This window comes from Sorangium sp. So ce1036 (genome assembly GCF_051369805.1).
Classification (GTDB): domain Bacteria; phylum Myxococcota_A; class Polyangia; order Polyangiales; family Polyangiaceae; genus Sorangium; species Sorangium cellulosum_F.
Genome location: NZ_JBBMOX010000001.1, coordinates 4,360,895 through 4,378,600 on the forward strand (window position 1 = coordinate 4,360,895; position 17,706 = coordinate 4,378,600).

11 protein-coding genes are annotated in these 17,706 nt (G+C 74.6%); 7 read left to right on the forward strand and 4 right to left on the reverse strand.

Translation table 11 applies throughout. From position 1 onward, the window contains the following. Positions 1-5: 5 nt before the first annotated feature. The 3 genes from WMF31_RS16550 to WMF31_RS16560 all read right to left on the reverse strand — a co-directional run bounded on the left by WMF31_RS16550 (position 6) and on the right by WMF31_RS16560 (position 6,051). Positions 6-3,767: a serine/threonine-protein kinase gene (locus tag WMF31_RS16550; protein WP_436602866.1), complete on the reverse strand. Its 3,762-nt coding sequence runs from the start codon at positions 3,765-3,767 to the stop codon at positions 6-8. Between the two features lie 379 nt (positions 3,768-4,146). Beyond that, positions 4,147-5,445 carry a hypothetical protein gene (locus WMF31_RS16555; protein WP_436602867.1) on the reverse strand — a complete coding sequence of 433 codons (1,299 nt, stop codon included), beginning with the start codon at positions 5,443-5,445 and terminating at the stop codon, positions 4,147-4,149. Between the two features lie 261 nt (positions 5,446-5,706). Continuing rightward, the gene (locus WMF31_RS16560; protein WP_129348828.1) at positions 5,707-6,051 is read right to left on the reverse strand and encodes a DUF433 domain-containing protein; all 345 of its coding nucleotides are present in this window, start codon (positions 6,049-6,051) and stop codon (positions 5,707-5,709) included. A 237-nt stretch (positions 6,052-6,288) separates the two neighbouring features. Here WMF31_RS16560 and zwf point away from each other — a divergent pair, with 237 nt between their 5' ends. From zwf to pgl, 3 genes are read left to right on the forward strand one after another with little or no spacing between them, the layout of a single operon-like run. Continuing rightward, a complete protein-coding gene (gene zwf / locus WMF31_RS16565) occupies positions 6,289-7,866 on the forward strand; it encodes a glucose-6-phosphate dehydrogenase (protein ID WP_436602868.1) in 1,578 nt (525 codons plus the stop codon). Beyond that, complete coding sequence (locus WMF31_RS16570; RefSeq protein ID WP_436602869.1) at positions 7,863-8,963, forward strand: glucose-6-phosphate dehydrogenase assembly protein OpcA; 1,101 nt, start codon at positions 7,863-7,865, stop codon at positions 8,961-8,963. Before zwf ends, WMF31_RS16570 begins: the two co-directional genes overlap by 4 nt. Then, complete coding sequence (gene pgl, locus WMF31_RS16575) at positions 8,960-9,685, forward strand: 6-phosphogluconolactonase (RefSeq protein WP_436602870.1); 726 nt, start codon at positions 8,960-8,962, stop codon at positions 9,683-9,685. Before WMF31_RS16570 ends, pgl begins: the two co-directional genes overlap by 4 nt. 46 nt (positions 9,686-9,731) lie before the next feature. Here pgl and WMF31_RS16580 read toward each other — a convergent pair whose 3' ends face one another. Continuing rightward, a complete protein-coding gene (locus WMF31_RS16580) occupies positions 9,732-10,778 on the reverse strand; it encodes a glucokinase (protein WP_436602871.1) in 1,047 nt (348 codons plus the stop codon). Between the two features lie 9 nt (positions 10,779-10,787). Here WMF31_RS16580 and WMF31_RS16585 point away from each other — a divergent pair, with 9 nt between their 5' ends. The 4 genes from WMF31_RS16585 to WMF31_RS16600 all read left to right on the forward strand — a co-directional run bounded on the left by WMF31_RS16585 (position 10,788) and on the right by WMF31_RS16600 (position 17,551). Then, the gene (locus WMF31_RS16585) at positions 10,788-10,958 is read left to right on the forward strand and encodes a hypothetical protein (RefSeq protein ID WP_436602872.1); all 171 of its coding nucleotides are present in this window, start codon (positions 10,788-10,790) and stop codon (positions 10,956-10,958) included. 32 nt (positions 10,959-10,990) lie between these two features. Further along, positions 10,991-13,018: a mechanosensitive ion channel family protein gene (locus WMF31_RS16590; protein ID WP_436602873.1), complete on the forward strand. Its 2,028-nt coding sequence runs from the start codon at positions 10,991-10,993 to the stop codon at positions 13,016-13,018. Then, a complete protein-coding gene (locus WMF31_RS16595) occupies positions 13,015-14,310 on the forward strand; it encodes a cation:proton antiporter (RefSeq protein WP_436602874.1) in 1,296 nt (431 codons plus the stop codon). The genes WMF31_RS16590 and WMF31_RS16595 overlap by 4 nt, the downstream gene beginning before the upstream one ends. A gap of 475 nt (positions 14,311-14,785) precedes the next feature. After that, entirely contained in the window at positions 14,786-17,551 is a 2,766-nt protein-coding gene (locus WMF31_RS16600) for a Kelch repeat-containing protein (protein WP_436602875.1), read from the forward strand. Positions 17,552-17,706: the final 155 nt, after the last annotated feature.

Consider the following 17,706-nt stretch of genomic DNA (forward strand, 5'->3'; position numbering starts at 1 on the left):
CGCGCTCACCGCGCCGCCGGGGGAGCCTCCGGCCCGTCGAAGCACGGGACGAACCCCTCCACCGAGGCGAGCGTCTCCAGCAGCGTCACGCGGCGGAGGCGCGGGAGCGCCACCCGCGTCGGGGCCGAGGCGTCTCCCTCCTCGGGGACCGCGAGCGTCGCCGCCTCCGCCAGCCCCGCCAGGGTCGCGCCGACGATCTCCGTCGTGCCCAGGCTGCCCGGGCCGGGCGCCCGCGAGGCGCGCGGCAGCGCGGTCCAGTAGTCCCGCGGGGAGCCCTGGGAGCCCGCCTCGGCCGGAGGCCGCGGCCAGAACGTCGGCGCCGTGAGGCCGAGCACCTGCACCAGCGCCGCGCGCTCGTCGCGGGCGGCGCGCGCGCCGTCCGCGTCCCCGACCGCATCGAGCGCCTCGACGAAGCGCTCGAGCGCCGTCACGAGCAGCGAGCGGTTGCCCGAGTCGCGGATGTGCTCGAGCGCCTCGTCGCCCTGCGCCCTCACCTCGGCGGCGTCGCGGCCCTGGAGCGCGGCCGTGTGCATCCTGCCGATCCGGCCGAGCCCCACGGCGTAGGCGTCGCCCGTCCCGGCCGAGCCGATCTCGATCGCCCGCTCGTAGGCGGCGAGCGCCTCCGGGAGCAGGCCCTGGATGAAGAACACGTCCCCCAGGAACCCCTCGGCCCAGCCGCGCCCCATGCCGATGCCCAGCACGCCGCTCAGGTTGCACGCGTTCGAGAGCAGCACGCGCGCCCGGGACAGGTGGCCCACGTGGAACTGGTGCCGGCCCGCGTACATCGTGCCGAGGTACAGGTACAGCCCGCTCAGGCCGTGCTCCTCCGCGTACGAGAGCAGCTGCGTGGTCGACCGGACGCCGAGCTCCCAGTCGAACCGGCCCTCGGCGAGCACCGCGTTGTAGAACCACGTGCCGAGCAGCCGCACCGGGTCGTGCAGGCGCTCGGCGATGCGGGCGGCCTCGGCGACGTTCTGCTCGGCCTCGGCGTAGTGGCCCGCCTGGCTCAGCGCGACGCAGAGGATGCCGCGCGAGTGGCAGAGCTCGATGTACTCGCCCGCCGCCTCGGCGAGCTCGCACCCGCGGCGGAGCGGCTCGAGCGCCGGGCCGACCTTGCCGGCCGCGCACAGCGCGCGCCCGAGGATGTTCGCGGGCAGGCACTGGTACGGGCGGAGCTCGGGGCTCGCGCCGACCGCCGCGAGCGCCTTGCGGCTGTGGGCAACGGCGTCCGCGAACTCCCCGCGGACGTAGTGCACGCGCGACAGCGCGCTGGAGAGCGCCGCCGTGACGAGCGGCGCCTCCGGCAGCGCGCCGGCCGCGCGCCGGAGCAGGTCGAGCGGCTCCGCCGTGCTGCCGAGCAGGCAGGCCACGCGCGCGAGCTCGTGCGCGCAGCGGGCCCGGAGCTCGACGCGCGCCGGGTCGAGCGGCAGCCGCTCGAGCAGCGCGAGCGCCTGCCGGAGCCGCCGGCTCGCGCCGAGCGGATCCTGGAGGCGATCGGCCTCCATGGCCGCGAGCAGGTACGTCGACGCGGCCCGGTCGAGATCGCCCGCGCGCTCGGCGTGGTGCGCGAGCGTCCCGGGATCGCCGCCGCGCTGCTCGATGCGCCGCGCGATCCGCCGGTGGACCTCGCCGCGCTCCTCGGCCGGCACGCGCGCGGCGAGCTGCTCGCGCGCCGCGTCGTGCGAGAACGACGTGAGCCGCCCGTCCTCGCTCAGGCAGACGTAGTGCTCGGCCGCGTCGCGCAGGGCGCGGTCGACCTCCGCCGGGTCGAACAGGCCGAGCTCCTCGAGGTCGTCGCGCAGGAACTGCCGGCCGATGAGCGCGGCCACGCCGAGGACCTGGACGGTCGTGGGATCGAGCGCCTCGATGCTGCGGGAGAGGACGTCCGAGACCGACGCGGGCGCGCGGTAGTGCGCGTCGCCGCGGGAGAGCTCGAGCGCGCCGCCCCGGCCGCGCTGCAGGAAGCCCTCGGTCTCCATGTTGCGGACGACCTGGATGTTGAAGAGCGGGTTGCCGGCGGCGAGCAGCGGGACGCGGCGCACGAGCTCGTGCACGAGGTCGTCGCCGGCGCCGCGACCGAGCGCGGAGAGCAGCGCCCGGTTCGCCTCGGGGGGGAGCGGGCCGAGATCGAGCCGCTCGACGTCCTTCCAGGAGAGCCAGCCCGCCGCCCGCGGCGTCATCGGCGACGAGCCGGGCCCGCTGCGCAGCCCGACCGAGCCCGGCGGCGGCATCGTCGAGCCGGGCGCGCCGCGCCCGCTCGCGTGGGGCGGCCGCGCCGTGCCGAGCAGCAGGACCGGCCGCTCGCCGAGCTGGTCCGACAGGCGCGTGAGGACCTCCTGCGTCGCCTCGTCGGCCCAGTGCACGTCCTCGATGGCGAGGACGACGGGGATCTCCTCGGCGATCGCGCCGAGCAGCCGCAGGATCAGATCGGCGATCCAGCGCGTGCCGCCCGGGCCGATGGCGCCGCCCTCGTCGGCGAGCCCGACCGCCCGGAGGAGCTCCGGGACGAGCTCGCGGAGCAGGCCGGCGTCCTCGGCGACCACCAGGCTGACGAGCTTCCGGATGCGCGCCGCGCGGTTGTCGCTGTTGCGCTCCAGCCAGAGCGCGATCTGCGACAGCGCCTCGCGGAGCGCCGAGTAGGGCACGAGCCCCGAGAGCTCCCGGCAGCGGCCGTAGGCGACGATCGCCGCGCCGGCCTCCTCCGCGCTCCGGAGCAGCTCGGCGATGAGGCGGCTCTTGCCGACCCCCGTGTCGCCGACCACCACGGCCGGCCGGGGCTCGCCGCGCACCGCGCATTGCAGCAGATCCACGAGGCGCCCGAGCTCCTGCTCGCGGCCGAGGAACGGCGTGTCGTCGAGCGCCTCGGGCGACGCGGCGTCGCGCTCGTCGGGGGCGCCCTCGGCCCCGAGCGCCGGCGGGGCGCCGTGGAGCGTGACGTAGTAGAGCTCCTTGAGCCGCGCGCAGAGCCGGGCCGCGCTCGAGAAGCGCCGCGCGGGATCGCGCTCCATGAGCTCGTCCACGAGCGAGACGACCTGGGCCGGCGTCTCGGGCGCGACCTGGGCGAGCGGCACGAGCGCGCCGTAGACCTTCTGGTTGATGATGCTGGCGACGGTGCTGCCCGAGAACGGCAGCCGGCCGGAGAGCAGCTCGTAGAGCATCACGCCGACCGCGTAGAGGTCCATCCGGGGGCTCGGCCGCGCGAGCGCGCCCCGCTTCAGGCACTCGGGCGCCAGGTAGGCGATGGTGCCCGCGTTGACGCGGGTGTGCTCGGGCTGGAAGCTCACCGTGAGCGTGGCCAGGCCGAAATCGAGGATCTTGAGCCTGGGCTCGTAAGGATCGGTGAGGACGATGTTGCTCGGCTTGAGGTCGAGGTGCAGCACGTTGAGCGCGTGGCAGTGGGCCAGCGCCTCGGCCACCCGGCGCGCGATGCGCAGCGCCTCGATGGTGTCGAGCCGCCCCATCCGCGCGAGGTAGCGATCGAGCGTCTCGCCCCGCACGAGCTCCATCGCGAGGTAGAGGCCGATCCCGTCGAGGACGCCGTACGAGCAGAGCTTGACCAGCGCCGGGTGGCGCAGCCGGAGCAGCGCCTCGATCTCGTTCTGCTGGACGAAGAGGTGCCCGGCGCTCTGGGCGCTCATGTCCTTGAAGATCTTGATGGCGGCGTCGTTCCCGGCCTCGTCGCGCGCGCGGAACACGGCGCCGAAGCCACCCTCGCCGAGCGGCTCGTCGATCGTGTACTCGCCGATCCTGGCTCCTCGCTCGATCAAGGGACCGCCGACCATCGCACCTGCCCTGAAGAGTACCGTCGCACTGCCAAGCGAAGCGCCATCATAGCCCGGACGCGGCGCCGGGATGGCGCGCAATGGACGCCGCGACGCTGAACGCGCGCGGCGCGGCGCTGAAGCGGGGACGGGGGAAGAGCGTTCGGGTCCGCCACGCCCGCGGCGCGCGGGGGGCATCGGGGAGAAGGGGGATCGCGCCGGTCCGCTCGCCGGGGTCGCGGCGCGCCGGAGCGGCCTCGCTGCACCCGCATGTCCGGCCAGGAAACGCGGTGGTTACAAGGATGTCACGGGCGCTGAACACGACAGCGGCGGCAGGCCCCCTCCGGGAGGGGACCGCCGCCGCCGGGCTCACGCCGCGTCGGGATCAGGTCCCGCCGCTGGCCGAACCGCTCGCCGAGCCGCTGACGCTCGCGCTCGCCTGGATGTTGACGTCGATCGAGGCGGTCGCGCTCGCCGACGCGTCGATGGCGGTCGCGACGCAGGCGACCGCCTTGCCGCCCGCCTTGAGCGCCACGTCCTTGACCTCGGCGCCCGCCTTCGCGACGCCCGAGACCGCCGCCGCCAGCTTCTTGCCGGTGCCGAGCTGGACCTTCGCGATCGCCGGGAGCGACGTCTGGAGCGCGGCGACGAGCTTCTGCGCGTCGGCGTTCACCTTGCCGTTGGCCACGACGCGGACGTTCGGCGCGTCGCACTTCGCCTGCCCGGCGGTCTTCGCCGTGCACTGCATCTGGCAGGTCGGATCGACGCTCGGGGGCTTGAACTCACCGGAGCACTTCGGCTCCTTGATCTCGGCGCTGCAGCCGCCCGAGCAGGAGCCCGAGCACTTCGCCGCCGCCTTGAGCTCGCACGTGCCGGAGCAGGAGCCGTCGCAGGTGCCCGTGCAGGTCCCCTCGGCCCTGGCGTCGCACTTGCCCTCGCAGACCCCCGCGCACGCCGCGCCCTTCGAGTCCTTGCCGTCGCACTTGCCGTCGCACTTGCCGCCGCAGGTGCCCTTGAAGCCGGCGTCGCACTTGCCCGAGCAGCTCGCCTTGCAGGTGCCGCTGCACTGCGCGCCCGCGTCGACGGTGCACGAGCCCTTGCACTCGGCGTCGCACTTGCCGCTGATCTCGCCGCCCTCGCACGACGCCTCGAGCTTGCCGGGCTGCACCGGCGAGCCGCACTCGCCGAGGCACGTCTGCATGGCCTGGATGTCGGCGTAGCACTTCGGGGGGTCGATCTGGACCGAGAGCTTCGCCTCGGCGTTCGCCTTGACGGCGGCGTTGACCTTGGCCGAGACCGCGTTGCAGACCTTCTCGGCGCCCTTGCCGCCGCCCGCCTCGGCCTTGAGCTCCTCGTCCTTCATGCCGAGGTCCTTGCCGAGCTTGCCGCACGAGGCGATGAGATCCGCCTCCATGTCCGCCGTGAGCTTGTCGAGCGACGCCGCGGCCTCGAGGAAGCCCTTGATCTTGCCCTCGACCTCGGCGCCGCCGTCGAACTTGAGGTTCGCGATGCCGCCGTTCTTCATCTCCTCGCAGCCGCCCGCGGCCGACGCCAGGTCCCCGGCGGGCCCGGGGAGGCTGTCGGCGCCGGGGATCCCCTTGCCGCCGCAGTTCACGAGGAGAGGCGAGGCCAGCCCGAGAAGGGCCACGGGCATCGCGAACAACTTCCATCGATTGACGCTCATTTAAGAAACCCTCCGGCACCTCGATGGGTACCCCGTGGAGCGCGGACCCTACATGGGTGACCGCGACCGTGAACGCTGGGACAGCCGCGATCCTGCGCGGCTCTCGCTCGAGATTCCGAGCAGCCCCGCACTCCGGGCCCCAGCGAGAGACGGCCCGTATTGCCCCAAGTCACGTGGGCTGTAAAGAAACAAGGTGTGCCACCCCGTGCGCGCGGGGGGAGGACGTCGCACCCCGACACCGCGCCCCGCCGGGCGCGGCGCTCACTCGTCGTCCTCGTCGAACGGGAGCGAGAGCTGCGAGAGCGGGCGCGCGCCGACCGTGGGGCCGCCCTTCTTCTTGAAGAGCGCCTGCTCGCGCGCGATGTCGGCCTCGATGAGCTCCTGGTTGTCGTAGGCGAACGCGAGCGCGTCGAGCACGCGCGCCGCCCCGAGGTTCGGATAACGCTTGAGCAGCGTCTCGACCGACGCGCCGCCGCGGTGCCACGCCCAGAGCCGCCGGACCGGGACGCGCGACCCGACGACATGGGGGCTGCCGGCGAGGACCTGGCTGTCGCACCGCACGTGAGGGTGGGGGACGCGGATTCGCGGGAGCACCGGCGCGGCCATCGCGCGGAGGAGCCTAGTACCGGTCGCGATCGGATGGAAGGGCGCCGAGAGCCGGCGGGCACGCTCATGACGCGAGGGCGCCCTCCCCGCCGCCCTCGCCGCGCGGCGCGCCCGCGAAACGAGCGCCCTCCGCCGCTTATCTCGGCCCCGCCGGGCTCCGCACGTGCAATAGGGGCTACCCTACGCCCCCGCGGCGCGCGAGCATCGCGCCGTCGCACCGACCGGAGCTCATCCACCATGACTGAAGCCGAGAAGAACCCCCTTCGAGAAGGGATGCCCGAGGAGCGCACGGCGTCGCCGGCCGCGCTCGTGATCTTTGGCGCCTCGGGCGACCTGACCCGCCGCAAGCTCTTGCCCGCGGTCTACAACCTCGCGCTCAGCCGCCTCCTGACCGGCGGCTTCGCCGTGGTCGGCGTGGCGCGGCGTCCGAAGCCGGAGTTCGCAAAAGAGATGCGCGAGGCCGTCGGGAAGTACTCGCGGCGCCCGCTCGACGAGGCCACCTGGAGCGAGCTCGAGAAGGGCATCAGCTACGTGCAGGGGTCGATCGACGAGCCCGAGACGTACACGCGCCTCGCCGCGGAGCTCGAGCGGCTCGACGCCGCGCGCGGCACCCGCAAGAACCGCGTCTTCTACCTGGCCGTGGCGCCCGACCAGTTCGCGACCATCGTGCGCGGCCTGCGCGCGGCGAACCTCGTCGTGCCGCCGTCCCACGAGAAGGGCGCGCCCTTCCAGCACGTCGTCATCGAGAAGCCGTTCGGCGAGGACCTCGAGAGCGCCCGCGCCCTCAACCGCGACCTGCTCGCCCACCTCGCCGAGTCGCAGATCTACCGGATCGATCACTACCTCGGGAAAGAGACGGTCCAGAACCTCCTCGTGCTCCGGTTCGGGAACACGATCTTCGAGCCGCTCTGGTCGCGCCAGCACGTCGACCACGTGCAGATCACCGTGGCCGAGGAGATCGGCGTCGAGGGGCGCGGCAAGTTCTACGAGAAGGTCGGCATCACCCGGGACATCGTGCAGAACCACGCGCTCCAGCTGCTCACGCTGGTCGCGATGGAGCCGCCGTCGTCGTGGGACGCGGACGCGGTGCGCGACGAGAAGGTGAAGGTGCTCCGCACGCTGCGGCCGATCACGGGGCGCGACGTGCTCACGTCCACCGTGCGCGGGCAATACGCGCCGGGCATCGTGCGCGGCGACCGGGTGCCGGGCTACACCGAGGAGCCGGACGTGGCGGAGGGCTCGACGACCGAGACCTACGTCGCCATGCGGCTCCACCTGGACAGCTGGCGCTGGGGCGGCGTGCCGTTCTACCTGCGCGCCGGCAAGCGGCTGGCGAAGCGGGTGGCCGAGGTCGTGCTCCACTTCAAGCCGCTCCCGCACGGCCTGTTCCGGGGCGCCCCGGGCGCCACCGAGGAGCCGAACGCGCTCGTCATGCGCCTCCAGCCGGACGAGGGCATCTCGCTCCGGTTCGCCGCCAAGATCCCGGGCGGCGGCATCGCCATCCGCGGCGTGACGATGGACTTCCGGTACGGCGCCGCGTTCGGCCCCAGCACGCCGGAGGCGTACGAGCGGCTGCTGCTCGACGCGCTGCGCGGCGACGCCACGCTCTTCACCCGCGCCGACGAGGTCGAGGCGCAGTGGGGCTTCGTCGACCCCATCTTCGAGGGGTGGAGGGCGCACGACGCGCCGATCGCGCGCTACGCCGCGGGCAGCTGGGGGCCCCAGGAGGCCGACGACCTGGTCGAGCTGTCGCCCTCGCCGCGCGCGGAGGGCGCCGAGGGGAAGGGCCGGCCGCGGATCTGGAGGCGGCCGTGAGCACCGGATCCATCGCCGAGGTGATCGGGCGGGTCGAGTCGGAGCTCGCCCGGTTCTGGTCGACGCCCGACGCGTCGGGGGGCGAGCCGATCGCGAAGACGCGCGCGTCGACGATGAACTTCGTCGCGGTGGGCAGCCGCGCCGAGGTCGAGCGCCTGAAGGAGCAGACCGAGGCGCTCGCGGAGACGCACGCGGGCCGCACGCTGCTCATCACGATCGACGACCGGCTCGCGCCGCTCAGCGTCGACGCCGACTGGTCGGCGACGTGCCGCCGCGACGGCGAGGTGCCGATCTGCCAGGACCGCGTGGAGCTCTCGTTCGGCGTGGCCGCCGCCGAGCGCGCCGCCTCCGTGGTGAGCGCGCTCACGATCTCCGACGTCCCCGTGATCGTCGAGCTCGCGCCGGGCGCGCCGAACGTGCTCGGCGACGAGCTCGCGCCGATCTGCGATCGGCTGGTGTTCGACTCGGCGGAGACGTGCATCGAGCGCATCGCGGACGTGGCGCGCGGGACGCGGGCGCCGCTCGCGGACCGCGCGTTCGTGCGGACATTCTCGTTCCGCGAGCTCGTGGCCCGGTTCTTCGACGACATGCCGGAGGCGTGCCGGTCGATCCGGCGGGTGGAGATCACGCGCAGCGTGGGGTCGAAGCCCGATCCGGCGGCGCTGTTCCTCGGCTGGATGGGCTCGCGGCTCGGCTGGGTGTTCGAGTCGAGGGGGCCCGGGCCGGGCGGGGGCGGGGCGCCCGCGGAGGTCGGCCGCGCCCGCGGCGCGGACGGCGGGCCGCTCGAGATCGCGCTGGTCGACGGGCCCCCGGCCGGCGAGCCGGGGTGGCGTCGGCTCGACGGCGTCCGCATCTCCACGTCGCTCCGCGGCGAGCCGCTCGAGCTCGCGTGCGTGCGGCTCGACAGGGCGCCCGGGACGGTGCGCTGGACGATGGCGGGGGCGCGCTCGGCCGAGCACCTCCACCCGCTCGGCTACCGCGACGAGACGTGGGTGCTGGCCAAGACGATCGACGCGCTGGAGGGCGATCGCCTCCTGCGCGACGCGGTGCTCGCGGCCGCGTCCTTCAGCGCGCTGCACGGAGGGACGACGAGATGAACGGTGGTGAGGAGACCTGCGTCGCGAGCGACGCGGCGGAGCTCGCGCGGCTCGGGGCGGAGCTCATGGCGCGCGCGATCACGGAGGCGATCGAGGCGCGGGGCGTGGCGCGGATCGCGCTCTCGGGCGGGAGCACGCCGTCGGAGGCGTACCAGCGGCTCGCGGCGCTCGCGCTCCCGTGGGACCAGACCGAGTGGTACTGGGTGGACGAGCGCGCGGTCGGGCCCGAGCACCCGCGCTCGAACTACGGCGCCGCGCGCCGGGACCTCGCGGCGGCCCGCATCCCGGAGGCGCGCTTCTTCCGCATGGAGGGCGAGGCGCCGGATCTGGCCGGCGCGGCGGCGCGCTACGAGGCGCTGCTGCGCGCGCGCTTCGGCGTCGCCGCGGCGGCGGCGTTCGACGTGATGACGCTGGGGATCGGCGACGACGCGCACACGGCGTCGCTCTTCCCCGGGACCGGCGCGGTGCACATCGAGGACCGCCTGGTCGCCGCGATCCCGGCGCAGCCGGACAAGGGGCTCGAGGCGCGGCTCACGCTGACGGCGCCGGTGCTCCGGGAGGCGCGCCTGAAGCTGCTGCTGGCGCGCGGGGCGGGCAAGCGCGACGTCGTGGCGCAGGCGAAGCGACCAGGGCCCGCCGACGAGGTGCCGGCGCGCGTCGCGCGCGGCGGGGCCGGGCGGCTCGTCTGGCTGCTCGACGCGGCGGCCGCCCAGGTCGCTTAGCCACCGCCCGCGCTCGGCCCCGGGGCCCCTCTCCGGGGGCCCGTCGTCAGGAGCGGCGGCGCGTGGCCCGGGGCGGGCGCTCCTCCTCGGCGAGGAGCTCCCGCGCGATGGCGAGCGCGCCCCGCACGCCCACGAGGGGATCGGTGACCAGCGCCACGGGCACCTGCTCGAGGAGCGGCGTGAGGCGCCCCTTCTTCACGAAGCCCTTCATGAACTGCTCGCGCCGGGCGGCGACGAGGTGCCTCGCGATGTTGCCGAGGACGAAGACGCCGCCGAGCGAGAGCTCGCGCAGGGCGAGGTTGCCCGCCTCGGCGCCGTAGATCTCGACGAACAGGTCCACCGCGCGCGCGGCGGGCCGGAAGGCGCGCGCGAGCCCGAGCTCGGCGATCGCGGCGTTGCGATCGCCCTCGGCGAGGCGGCGCTCGATCGCGCGCGGTATGCGGGCGGCGCGCGAGGCGAAGAAATCGAAGAGGGCGCCGAGCCCGTCGCCCGAGAGGACGCGCTCGTAGCTCACGTGATCCGGGTGGCGCTCGGCGAGGAACTGCCAGAGCTCGATCTCGATCGCGCTGCGCGGGGCGAAGTCGGCGTGACCTCCCTCGGCCGGCATCGTCACATGGCGGGCGCCGTCCCAGAGGAGCCGGGCCTGGCCGAGCCCGGTCCCGGCGGCGATGACGGCGAGGTTGTTCCCCTGCGGCCGGGGCCGGCGCTCGGTGAGCGGCGAGATCGACGCGCGGGAGACGTGCAGGCAGCCGCGCGCGCCGACCACGAGGTCGTTCACGAGCACGACGCGCGCGATCTTGAGCCGGCGCGAGAGCTCGCGCTCGGCGAGGCGCCAGGGCAGGTTCGTCACGTGGGCGACGTGGTCCTTGATGGGCCCCGCGACGCCGAGCACGGCGACGGTCGGGAGGGGCGCGTCGCTGCGGACCAGGAAGGGGAGGGCGATCTCCTCGAAGCTCGCGTGCTCCCGGCTGCGGAAGACGGCCTCGGAGAGCGGCCGGTCGCCGGAGGCGCCATAGAGCGCGAGCCGGGTGTTCGTGCCTCCGATGTCGCCGACGAGCAGCGACGGCGCCGCGGGTCTCTTGGTCCTTGCCACGCGGCCGCCGTGCCAGCGCCCCGCTTCGGCGGCAAGGCGATCCGTCAGCGGACGGGCGCGGACGCGGCGGGAGAGATCGCCGCGGGGCGCCCCGGGGCGGCGATCGATCGCGCGCTGGCCGTGGCGCGGCGGCACCTCGCGCGCGACGTCTCGCGGCGGCCCGCCTCCCTCCTCGCTTGACCCGCGCCCCGCCTCCGGTCGAAAGTGCCGGCGTGCAGCGGCTGTTCCCCGCGCTCCTGGTCGCGCTCGTCGGCTTCATGTCGCACGCCGGCGCTGCGTTCGCCGAGCCGGCGGGCGCCGCTGCGCCCGCGCGCTCGTCATCGCGCACGCCCTCTGCGCCGTCGCCGCCGGCGCGGCCGTCGCCGCCGGCGGCGCGGTCGGCCTCGCCCCCGGCGCGGAGCGCGTCGCCGGCGCGGAGCGCGTCGCCGCTCGCTGAGCCCGCCGCGCCGCCCGCGGAGGCGGCGTCCTCCGCGGAGGCGGCGGCGCCCGCGAGGGCGGCGCCACCCGACGAGGACGCTGCCTCGCCCCCGGCATCCGCGGAGGCCGCGCCGCCCGCCGAGGACGCGCCGTCGCCGCCGGCGGACTCGCTGCCCCTGCGGATCTCGCCGTCGCTGTCCGCGCAGGTCTCGCCGCCGCCCGTGCGGCTCCCGCCGCCGCCCGCGCGGGTCGCGCCGCGGCCAGCGTCGAGCGCGCCGCCGCCGGCGCCGAGCGCGCCGCCCGCGGACCAGGGCGAAGCGCGCCCCCCCGACCCCCCCCCGCCGCCGCCGGCGCCGCCGGTCGTGGAGCAGCCCGAGGCGCACGTCGAGCTGCTCGGCCGCACGGTCTTCAGCCTCCGCGTGAACCGGGGCAGCCTCTCGCCCCAGGAGCGCGCCCGCGAGGCCGCGAAGGTGCTGGAGCGCGCCGCCCACGAGAAGACCGTCCCCGAGGTCCGCATCGACGAGCGGACGGGGGTGGCGATCATCTATGTCGGCGAGAGCCCGCTCGTGCACCTCGGGCCCGAGGACGCCGCCGCGGCGGGCGACACGACGGTCGCGGTCCACGCCGCCGGCATCGCCGCCACCGTGCGCGACGTGCTCGCCAAGGAGCACAGCAGGAGCCGGCTCGCGACGAGCGTCTTCTCGTTCTCGCTGCTCGTCTTCTCGGGGCTCATCGCGCTGCTCCTGCTCCGCAAGGTCGGCGAGCTCGTCGGGCGGGCGCGCGCCTGGGTCGCCGAGCACCCGGAGCGGCTGCCGGCCCTGCACGTCCGCGGCATCGAGATGCTCCGGCCCGCCGCGTCCCAGGGCGCGCTCTCGGTCGCGCTCGGCGGCGCCGGGCTCCTCGCGCGGGCCGGCATCGCGTACATCTGGATCCTCTTCGCGCTCTCGCTGTTCGAGTCCACGAGCGGCTACAGCGAGAAGCTCACCGGCCTCGTGCTCGCGCCGGTGTCGGAGCTCATGGGGCGGATCGCCCGGAGCGTCCCCGTCCTCGTGCTCGCGACCGTCGCGACGCTCGCGGTCTTCGTCGTCGTCCGCTTCGTGGGCCTGTTCTTCGGGAGCGTCGGCCGGGGCGAGACATCGCTCGGGTGGCTCCCGTCCGATCTCGCGGTCGTCACCGGGGTGCTCGTCCGTTTCGGCATCCTCGTGGCCGCGCTGCTCCTCGCGGCCCCGCTCATCACCGGGACCGACGAGGGGGCGCTCACGCGGGTCGGCTTCGTGGTGCTCGCGTCGACCGGGCTCGCGAGCACGCCGCTCATCGCCTCGGCCGCCTGCGGCCTCGCGGTCATCTACGGGCGGCGCCTGCGCGTCGGCGACATCGCGGACGTCGGCGGCCGGTCGGGGCGGGTCCGCGAGCTGACGCTGATCGAGGCGCGCCTCGAGGACGAGGACGGCTGCGTCGTGCGCGTGCCGCACCTGCTCAGCCTGTTCCACCCGACGCGCGTCCGCGGCCGGCCTCCGCTCGTCGCGGTCGAGATCAGCGTCGACCCCGCGGCCGATCTCGACCGGGTGCGGGAGCTCCTCATCAAGACGGGCTCGGGCCTCGGCAGCCGCGCCCGCGCCTCGCTGGTCGCGCTCGACGAGGGGGGCGCGCACTTCCGGGCCACGATGGCGTGCGACGGCGACGACGTGCGGAGCCGCTGGCTCACCGCCGTGGCGCAGGCCCTCGCCGCGGCCGGCATCCCGCTCGGGCGGGCGCCGCTCTCCTCGTCTCTCGCCGAGCGCGCGCGGCGCGGCGGACCGGCCGAGCGGGGCGCCTCCTCGTGAACGCCATCTGGCTCCTGATGGGGCTGCTCGTGCTGTCGTACCTCGGCAGCTCGCTCGTGAGCGGCCGCGTGCTCCGCGGCATCGGGCTCCCCTCGGGCGCCGAGTACGTGGTGCTCGGCTTCGTGCTCGGGCCCTCGGCGCTCGGGCTGCTCGAGCCCTCGTCGATCGCCGCGTTCGAGCCGATCGCGGGCGTCGCGCTCGGCTGGCTCGCGCTGGTCGTCGGCCTCGACTTCGGCTTCGTCGGCAACCGCCGCGTCCGCCGGTCCCGCATCGCGCTCGGCGTGTCGCTCAGCCTCGCGACCGGCCTCGCGGTGGCGGTCGCGGCCTGGTTCGTGGCGGCCCGCGGCGCGCCGTCGCTGGGCGACGCCGACCGGCTGCTGCTCGCGGCCGGGGTGGGCGCGGTCTCGTCCGAGACGACGCGCCACGCCGTGCTCTGGGTGCGGCAGCGCTACAGCGCGAGCGGCAAGCTCTCGGACCTCATCTCCGACATGGCCGACTGCGACGACCTCGGGCCGCTGCTCATCATGGGCGGCGCGTTCGCGCTCTCGCCGCAGGCGACGGTCCTCTGGCAGATCCCGTTCTGGGGGTGGACGATCGTGACGGCGCTCATCGGCGTCCTGCTCGGGCTCATCGCGGTCGTGCTCCTCGGCAGCGATTTCCGCCTGATCCAGAGCTGGGGCGTGCTGCTCGGCACGTCGCTCCTGACGATGGGCACGAGCGGCCGGGTCGGCCTGTCGCCGCTCTTCGCGACGTTCGCGATGGGCGTGACCATCGCCGCCGTCTCGAAGCACCGGGAGGAGATCGTCGCCATGGTCGCGCCGACCGAGGGGCCGGTCATCCTGCCGGCGCTCCTGCTCGCGGGCGCGCACCTGAACCCGAAGGCCGCGCCGTTCCTGCCGTGGGTCGCGGCCGCCGCGCTCGCGGCGCGGGTGGCTGGCAAGCTCGCGACCGGCCTCGTCCTGCGCGTCGCGACGCCCGACGCGCGCGGCACGTCGCCCTGGCTCGGCGTGGGGCTGCTCTCGTCCGGCGCCGTGGCCGTGAGCGTCGGCCTCGCCTTCGCGCTGCGCTTTCCCGGGCCGGTCGGGCACACCGTGCTCTTCGTCGCGGCCGCGGCGGCCGTCTTCGGCGAGTTCGTCGGCCCACAGGCGCTGCGCTCCACCCTGCGCAAGGCCGGCGAGCTCGCCGCGCCCGAGCGGGAGTCGATCTTCTTCGGCCGCGCGCTGGCCGCCCGGCCCGCGCGCGACGGCGCGCCGAGCGATCAGCCGTCGCCGCCGGGGAAGGTGGAGGGGTGAGCGCGCCCGCGATGGCCCGGGCAGCGTGACATGTCACGTGACATGCCACGAAAGGCAACGTGACATGTCACGCTGCCCTCCATGACATCGCAGTAGCGACTCAGCAAGAGGCGCCGCCTAGCCCTGGCCCTCTGGTGAAGGGGCCTCCTGCCGCGGCGCGGGTACGTTGTCGCCGGAGGTCGTCCCGGGGTCGTCGCTCACGGGGCGTGCGCTCCGAGCGGGCCCCTTTTGTGGCCCGCCTGCGCACCGGCCCCTCCGCGACGACCCCGGGACGAACTTCGGTGACGCAGGGCTCGTTGCGGTCGTGACGCTCGGGGGCTGCGGCGACCCAAGGCGCGGCGCTGCGGCGCAGGCGCGCGCCTCAATGCGGATGAGCTGGCGCGTCCGTTGCTTTGTCCCTCGGCGGCGCTCTCTCTCCTAAAGCGCCGCCCGAGCGGCAGACGGCAATACTAAGGGTGCGAACAGGAGCTCCTTGATGCACTTTCATTCCGCATTTCAACGCTGGCTGTTCATCTTATCTTCCTTGCTCCTGGGTGGAGCGCTCTCGGCGAGCGGCATCGGCTGCGCGCTCGGCCCCGAGTCGCCGGCGGGCGACGACCTGCGGCGTCGGTTCCCTGAGCAGGCGCCGCAGGTCCTCGAGGCCAGCGGGGCCTTCGTCGCGATCGAGGACGGCTTCGCGCGCGCCTCGATCGGCGACCTGAACCTCGATCTCGACGTCGAGGCGTCGCCCCGGCGCCGCGGCGACCTGCAGGCCGCGCTGCCAGCGCGCGGCGAGGGAGCGATCCGGCTTCGTCTGCCCGGCGGCTTCGAGGTGCGTGTGCGGGAGCTCGGCGCCGAGGGCGAGGGCGCCGTCGTCGAGCGCGCGGTGGCGTATCCGCGCGAGGGCGGCACGTCGTTCTGGTCCGCGATCGACGGAGGCTACGAGGAGTGGCTGCTGCTCGACGCCGGCGTCGCGCGCGCGGGCGCGCCCGCGGCGGCGTGGGAGGTCGAGGGCGCGACGCTGAGGCAGCAGGGCGACGCGGTCGAGGTCGTCGACGAGACCGGCGCGGCGCGGCTGCGCGTGACGGCGCCGGCCGCGTACGCGCGCGGCGGGCGTCCGATCGCCGCGCGCCTCGCGGTGCGCGGGGCGACCCTCGAGCTGTGGGCCGACGCCGGCGGCGAGCCCGCGCTGGTCGACCCGGTGTGGGCGCCGGCCGACACGATGAGCACGGAGCGCTGGTCGCATACCGCGACGCAGCTCCAGGACGGCAAGGTGCTGATTGTGGCGGGGGGAGACAACTTCTCTGTCCTGGCGAGCGCCGAGCTCTACAGCCCCGCCACCAACACCTGGTCGCCGGCCGGATCGCTCGCCACCGCCCGCCGCGCGCACGCGGCGGTGCGCCTGAGCAACGGCAAGGTGCTCGTCGTGGGGGGGACGAACTTCATCAACTCAGCGTGGCTCGCGAGCGCGGAGCTCTACGATCCGGCGACGAACACCTGGTCGTCGGCCGCGCCGTTGGCCACGCAGCGCTGGGGGCACCGCGCGACGCTGCTCCAGGACGGCCGGGTTCTCGTGACCGGCGGGAACAACGTCACCGCCGCCCTGACGAGCGCCGAGCTCTACGATCCGACGACGAACAGCTGGTCGTCGGCCGCGCCGATGGGCACGAGCCGCCACCTGCACAGCGCGACGCTGCTCCAGGACGGCCGGGTGCTCGTGACCGGCGGGCAACAGGGCAACACGTTCCTGACGAGCTCCGAGATTTACGATCCGAGCACCGACTCGTGGTCATCGGTCGGGGCCATGGGCACCGCCCGCTACGCCCACACCGCGACGCTGCTCCAGGACGGCCGGGTGCTCGTGACGGGCGGTTACAACTCGGTGTCTCTCGAGCTGTCGAGCGCCGAGATCTTCGACCCGTCCTCCCTCACCTGGACGGCTGCCCCTTCGATGAGCATCAATCGTAACGGGCACGCCGCGACGCTGCTCCAGGACGGCAAGGTGCTGGTCACGGGCGGAACCGCCTCGTCGAGCTCGCACAGCTCGACCGCGACCGTCGAGGTCTATGACCCGGTGACCAACGCCTGGACCGGGCTCCAGGCCATGACCGACCAGCGCAGCTCGCATACCGCCACGCTGCTCCAGGACGGCAAGGTGCTGGTCACGGGCGGCCGTCGGTATGCCCCCCCCTCCTCGACCACGGCGCTGGCGAGCACCGAGATCTACGACCCGGCGGCCATGCAGTGGATATCGACGCCGTTGATGGCCAACGCGCACGGCTGGCGCGCCGCGACGCTGCTCCACGACGGCCGAGTGCTGGCCGCGGGCGCCGACGGCGTGTCCCATACGACCGCCGATCTGTACGATCCGGCCACGGACACCTGGACAGGAGCCGCTCCGATGGCAGGGAGCCACAGGTGGCACACCCTCACGCGACTCGGGAACGACAAGGTGCTGGTCGCGGGAGACTCCAGCACGACGGTCGCGACGAACGCCGAGCTGTACGACCCCGCGACCGACACGTGGTCGTCCGTGGGCTCATCGACCGTCTCCCGGTACGAGCACACCGCGACGCTGCTCGCCGACGGGAAGGTGCTGCTCATCGGGGGGAGGCAGGCCGGCACGAGCAGCACCCTCCTGGCGACCACCGCGCTGTACGATCCGGCGACCAACACCTGGACGGCGAAGGCGTCGATGAGCGCCCCTCGCTTTGGCCATACCGCGACGCTGCTCGGGAGCGGCGAGGTGCTGGTCACGGGAGGCTTCAGCACCACCGCCTACGCGGCGACCGCCGAGATCTACGACCCGGCGACGGATACCTGGTCGCCCGCGACCTCGATGAGCAGCGCGCGCATGTACCATACGGCGACGCTGCTGAGTAACGGCGACGTGCTGATCATCGGCGGCGAGAGCAGCCCCCTCGATTACCTGGCGAGCACCGAGATCTACGACCCGTCGTCCGACACGTGGACGTCGGGTCCGTCGCTCGGCGTCGGCCGCTCCTTGCACGCCGCGACGGGGCTCGATGACGGCAGGGTGCTGGTGACAGGTGGCCGGACCTACAGCCCTTCCGGCGGCGTCGCCGCGCTTTCGTCCGCCGAGATCCATGATCCGGTGTCGAACACCTGGACCGCGGTCGACTCCATGAACGACGTTCGTATGGCCCACGCCGCGCTCCTGCTCGGGGACGGCAGGGTGCTGGCCGTGGGCAGCAGCGGGGCCAGCGCATGGCGATCGAGCGCCGAGATCTACTCGCCCTGACGCCCGCGGGGCCGTAGCGCCCGCCCGCCGGAGGGGCTCGCGTGCACGCGGGCCACGAAAGGGGCCCGCAGGAACGCACGCCCCGGAGGTGAGCTCCCCCGACGCGACCCCCACCCGCCGCCAGCCCTTGGGGATATGCCGGCGGGCGCGACAGG

Excerpts from the sequence above, each read along its gene's own strand:
- WMF31_RS16555 (WP_436602867.1), bottom strand. The coding sequence starts at position 5,445 with ATGAGCGTCAATCGATGGAAGTTGTTCGCGATGCCCGTGGCCCTTCTC.
- WMF31_RS16560 (WP_129348828.1), bottom strand. The coding sequence starts at position 6,051 with ATGGCCGCGCCGGTGCTCCCGCGAATCCGCGTCCCCCACCCTCACGTG.
- zwf (WP_436602868.1), top strand. The coding sequence starts at position 6,289 with ATGACTGAAGCCGAGAAGAACCCCCTTCGAGAAGGGATGCCCGAGGAG.
- pgl (WP_436602870.1), top strand. The coding sequence starts at position 8,960 with ATGAACGGTGGTGAGGAGACCTGCGTCGCGAGCGACGCGGCGGAGCTC.
- WMF31_RS16600 (WP_436602875.1), top strand. The coding sequence starts at position 14,786 with ATGCACTTTCATTCCGCATTTCAACGCTGGCTGTTCATCTTATCTTCC.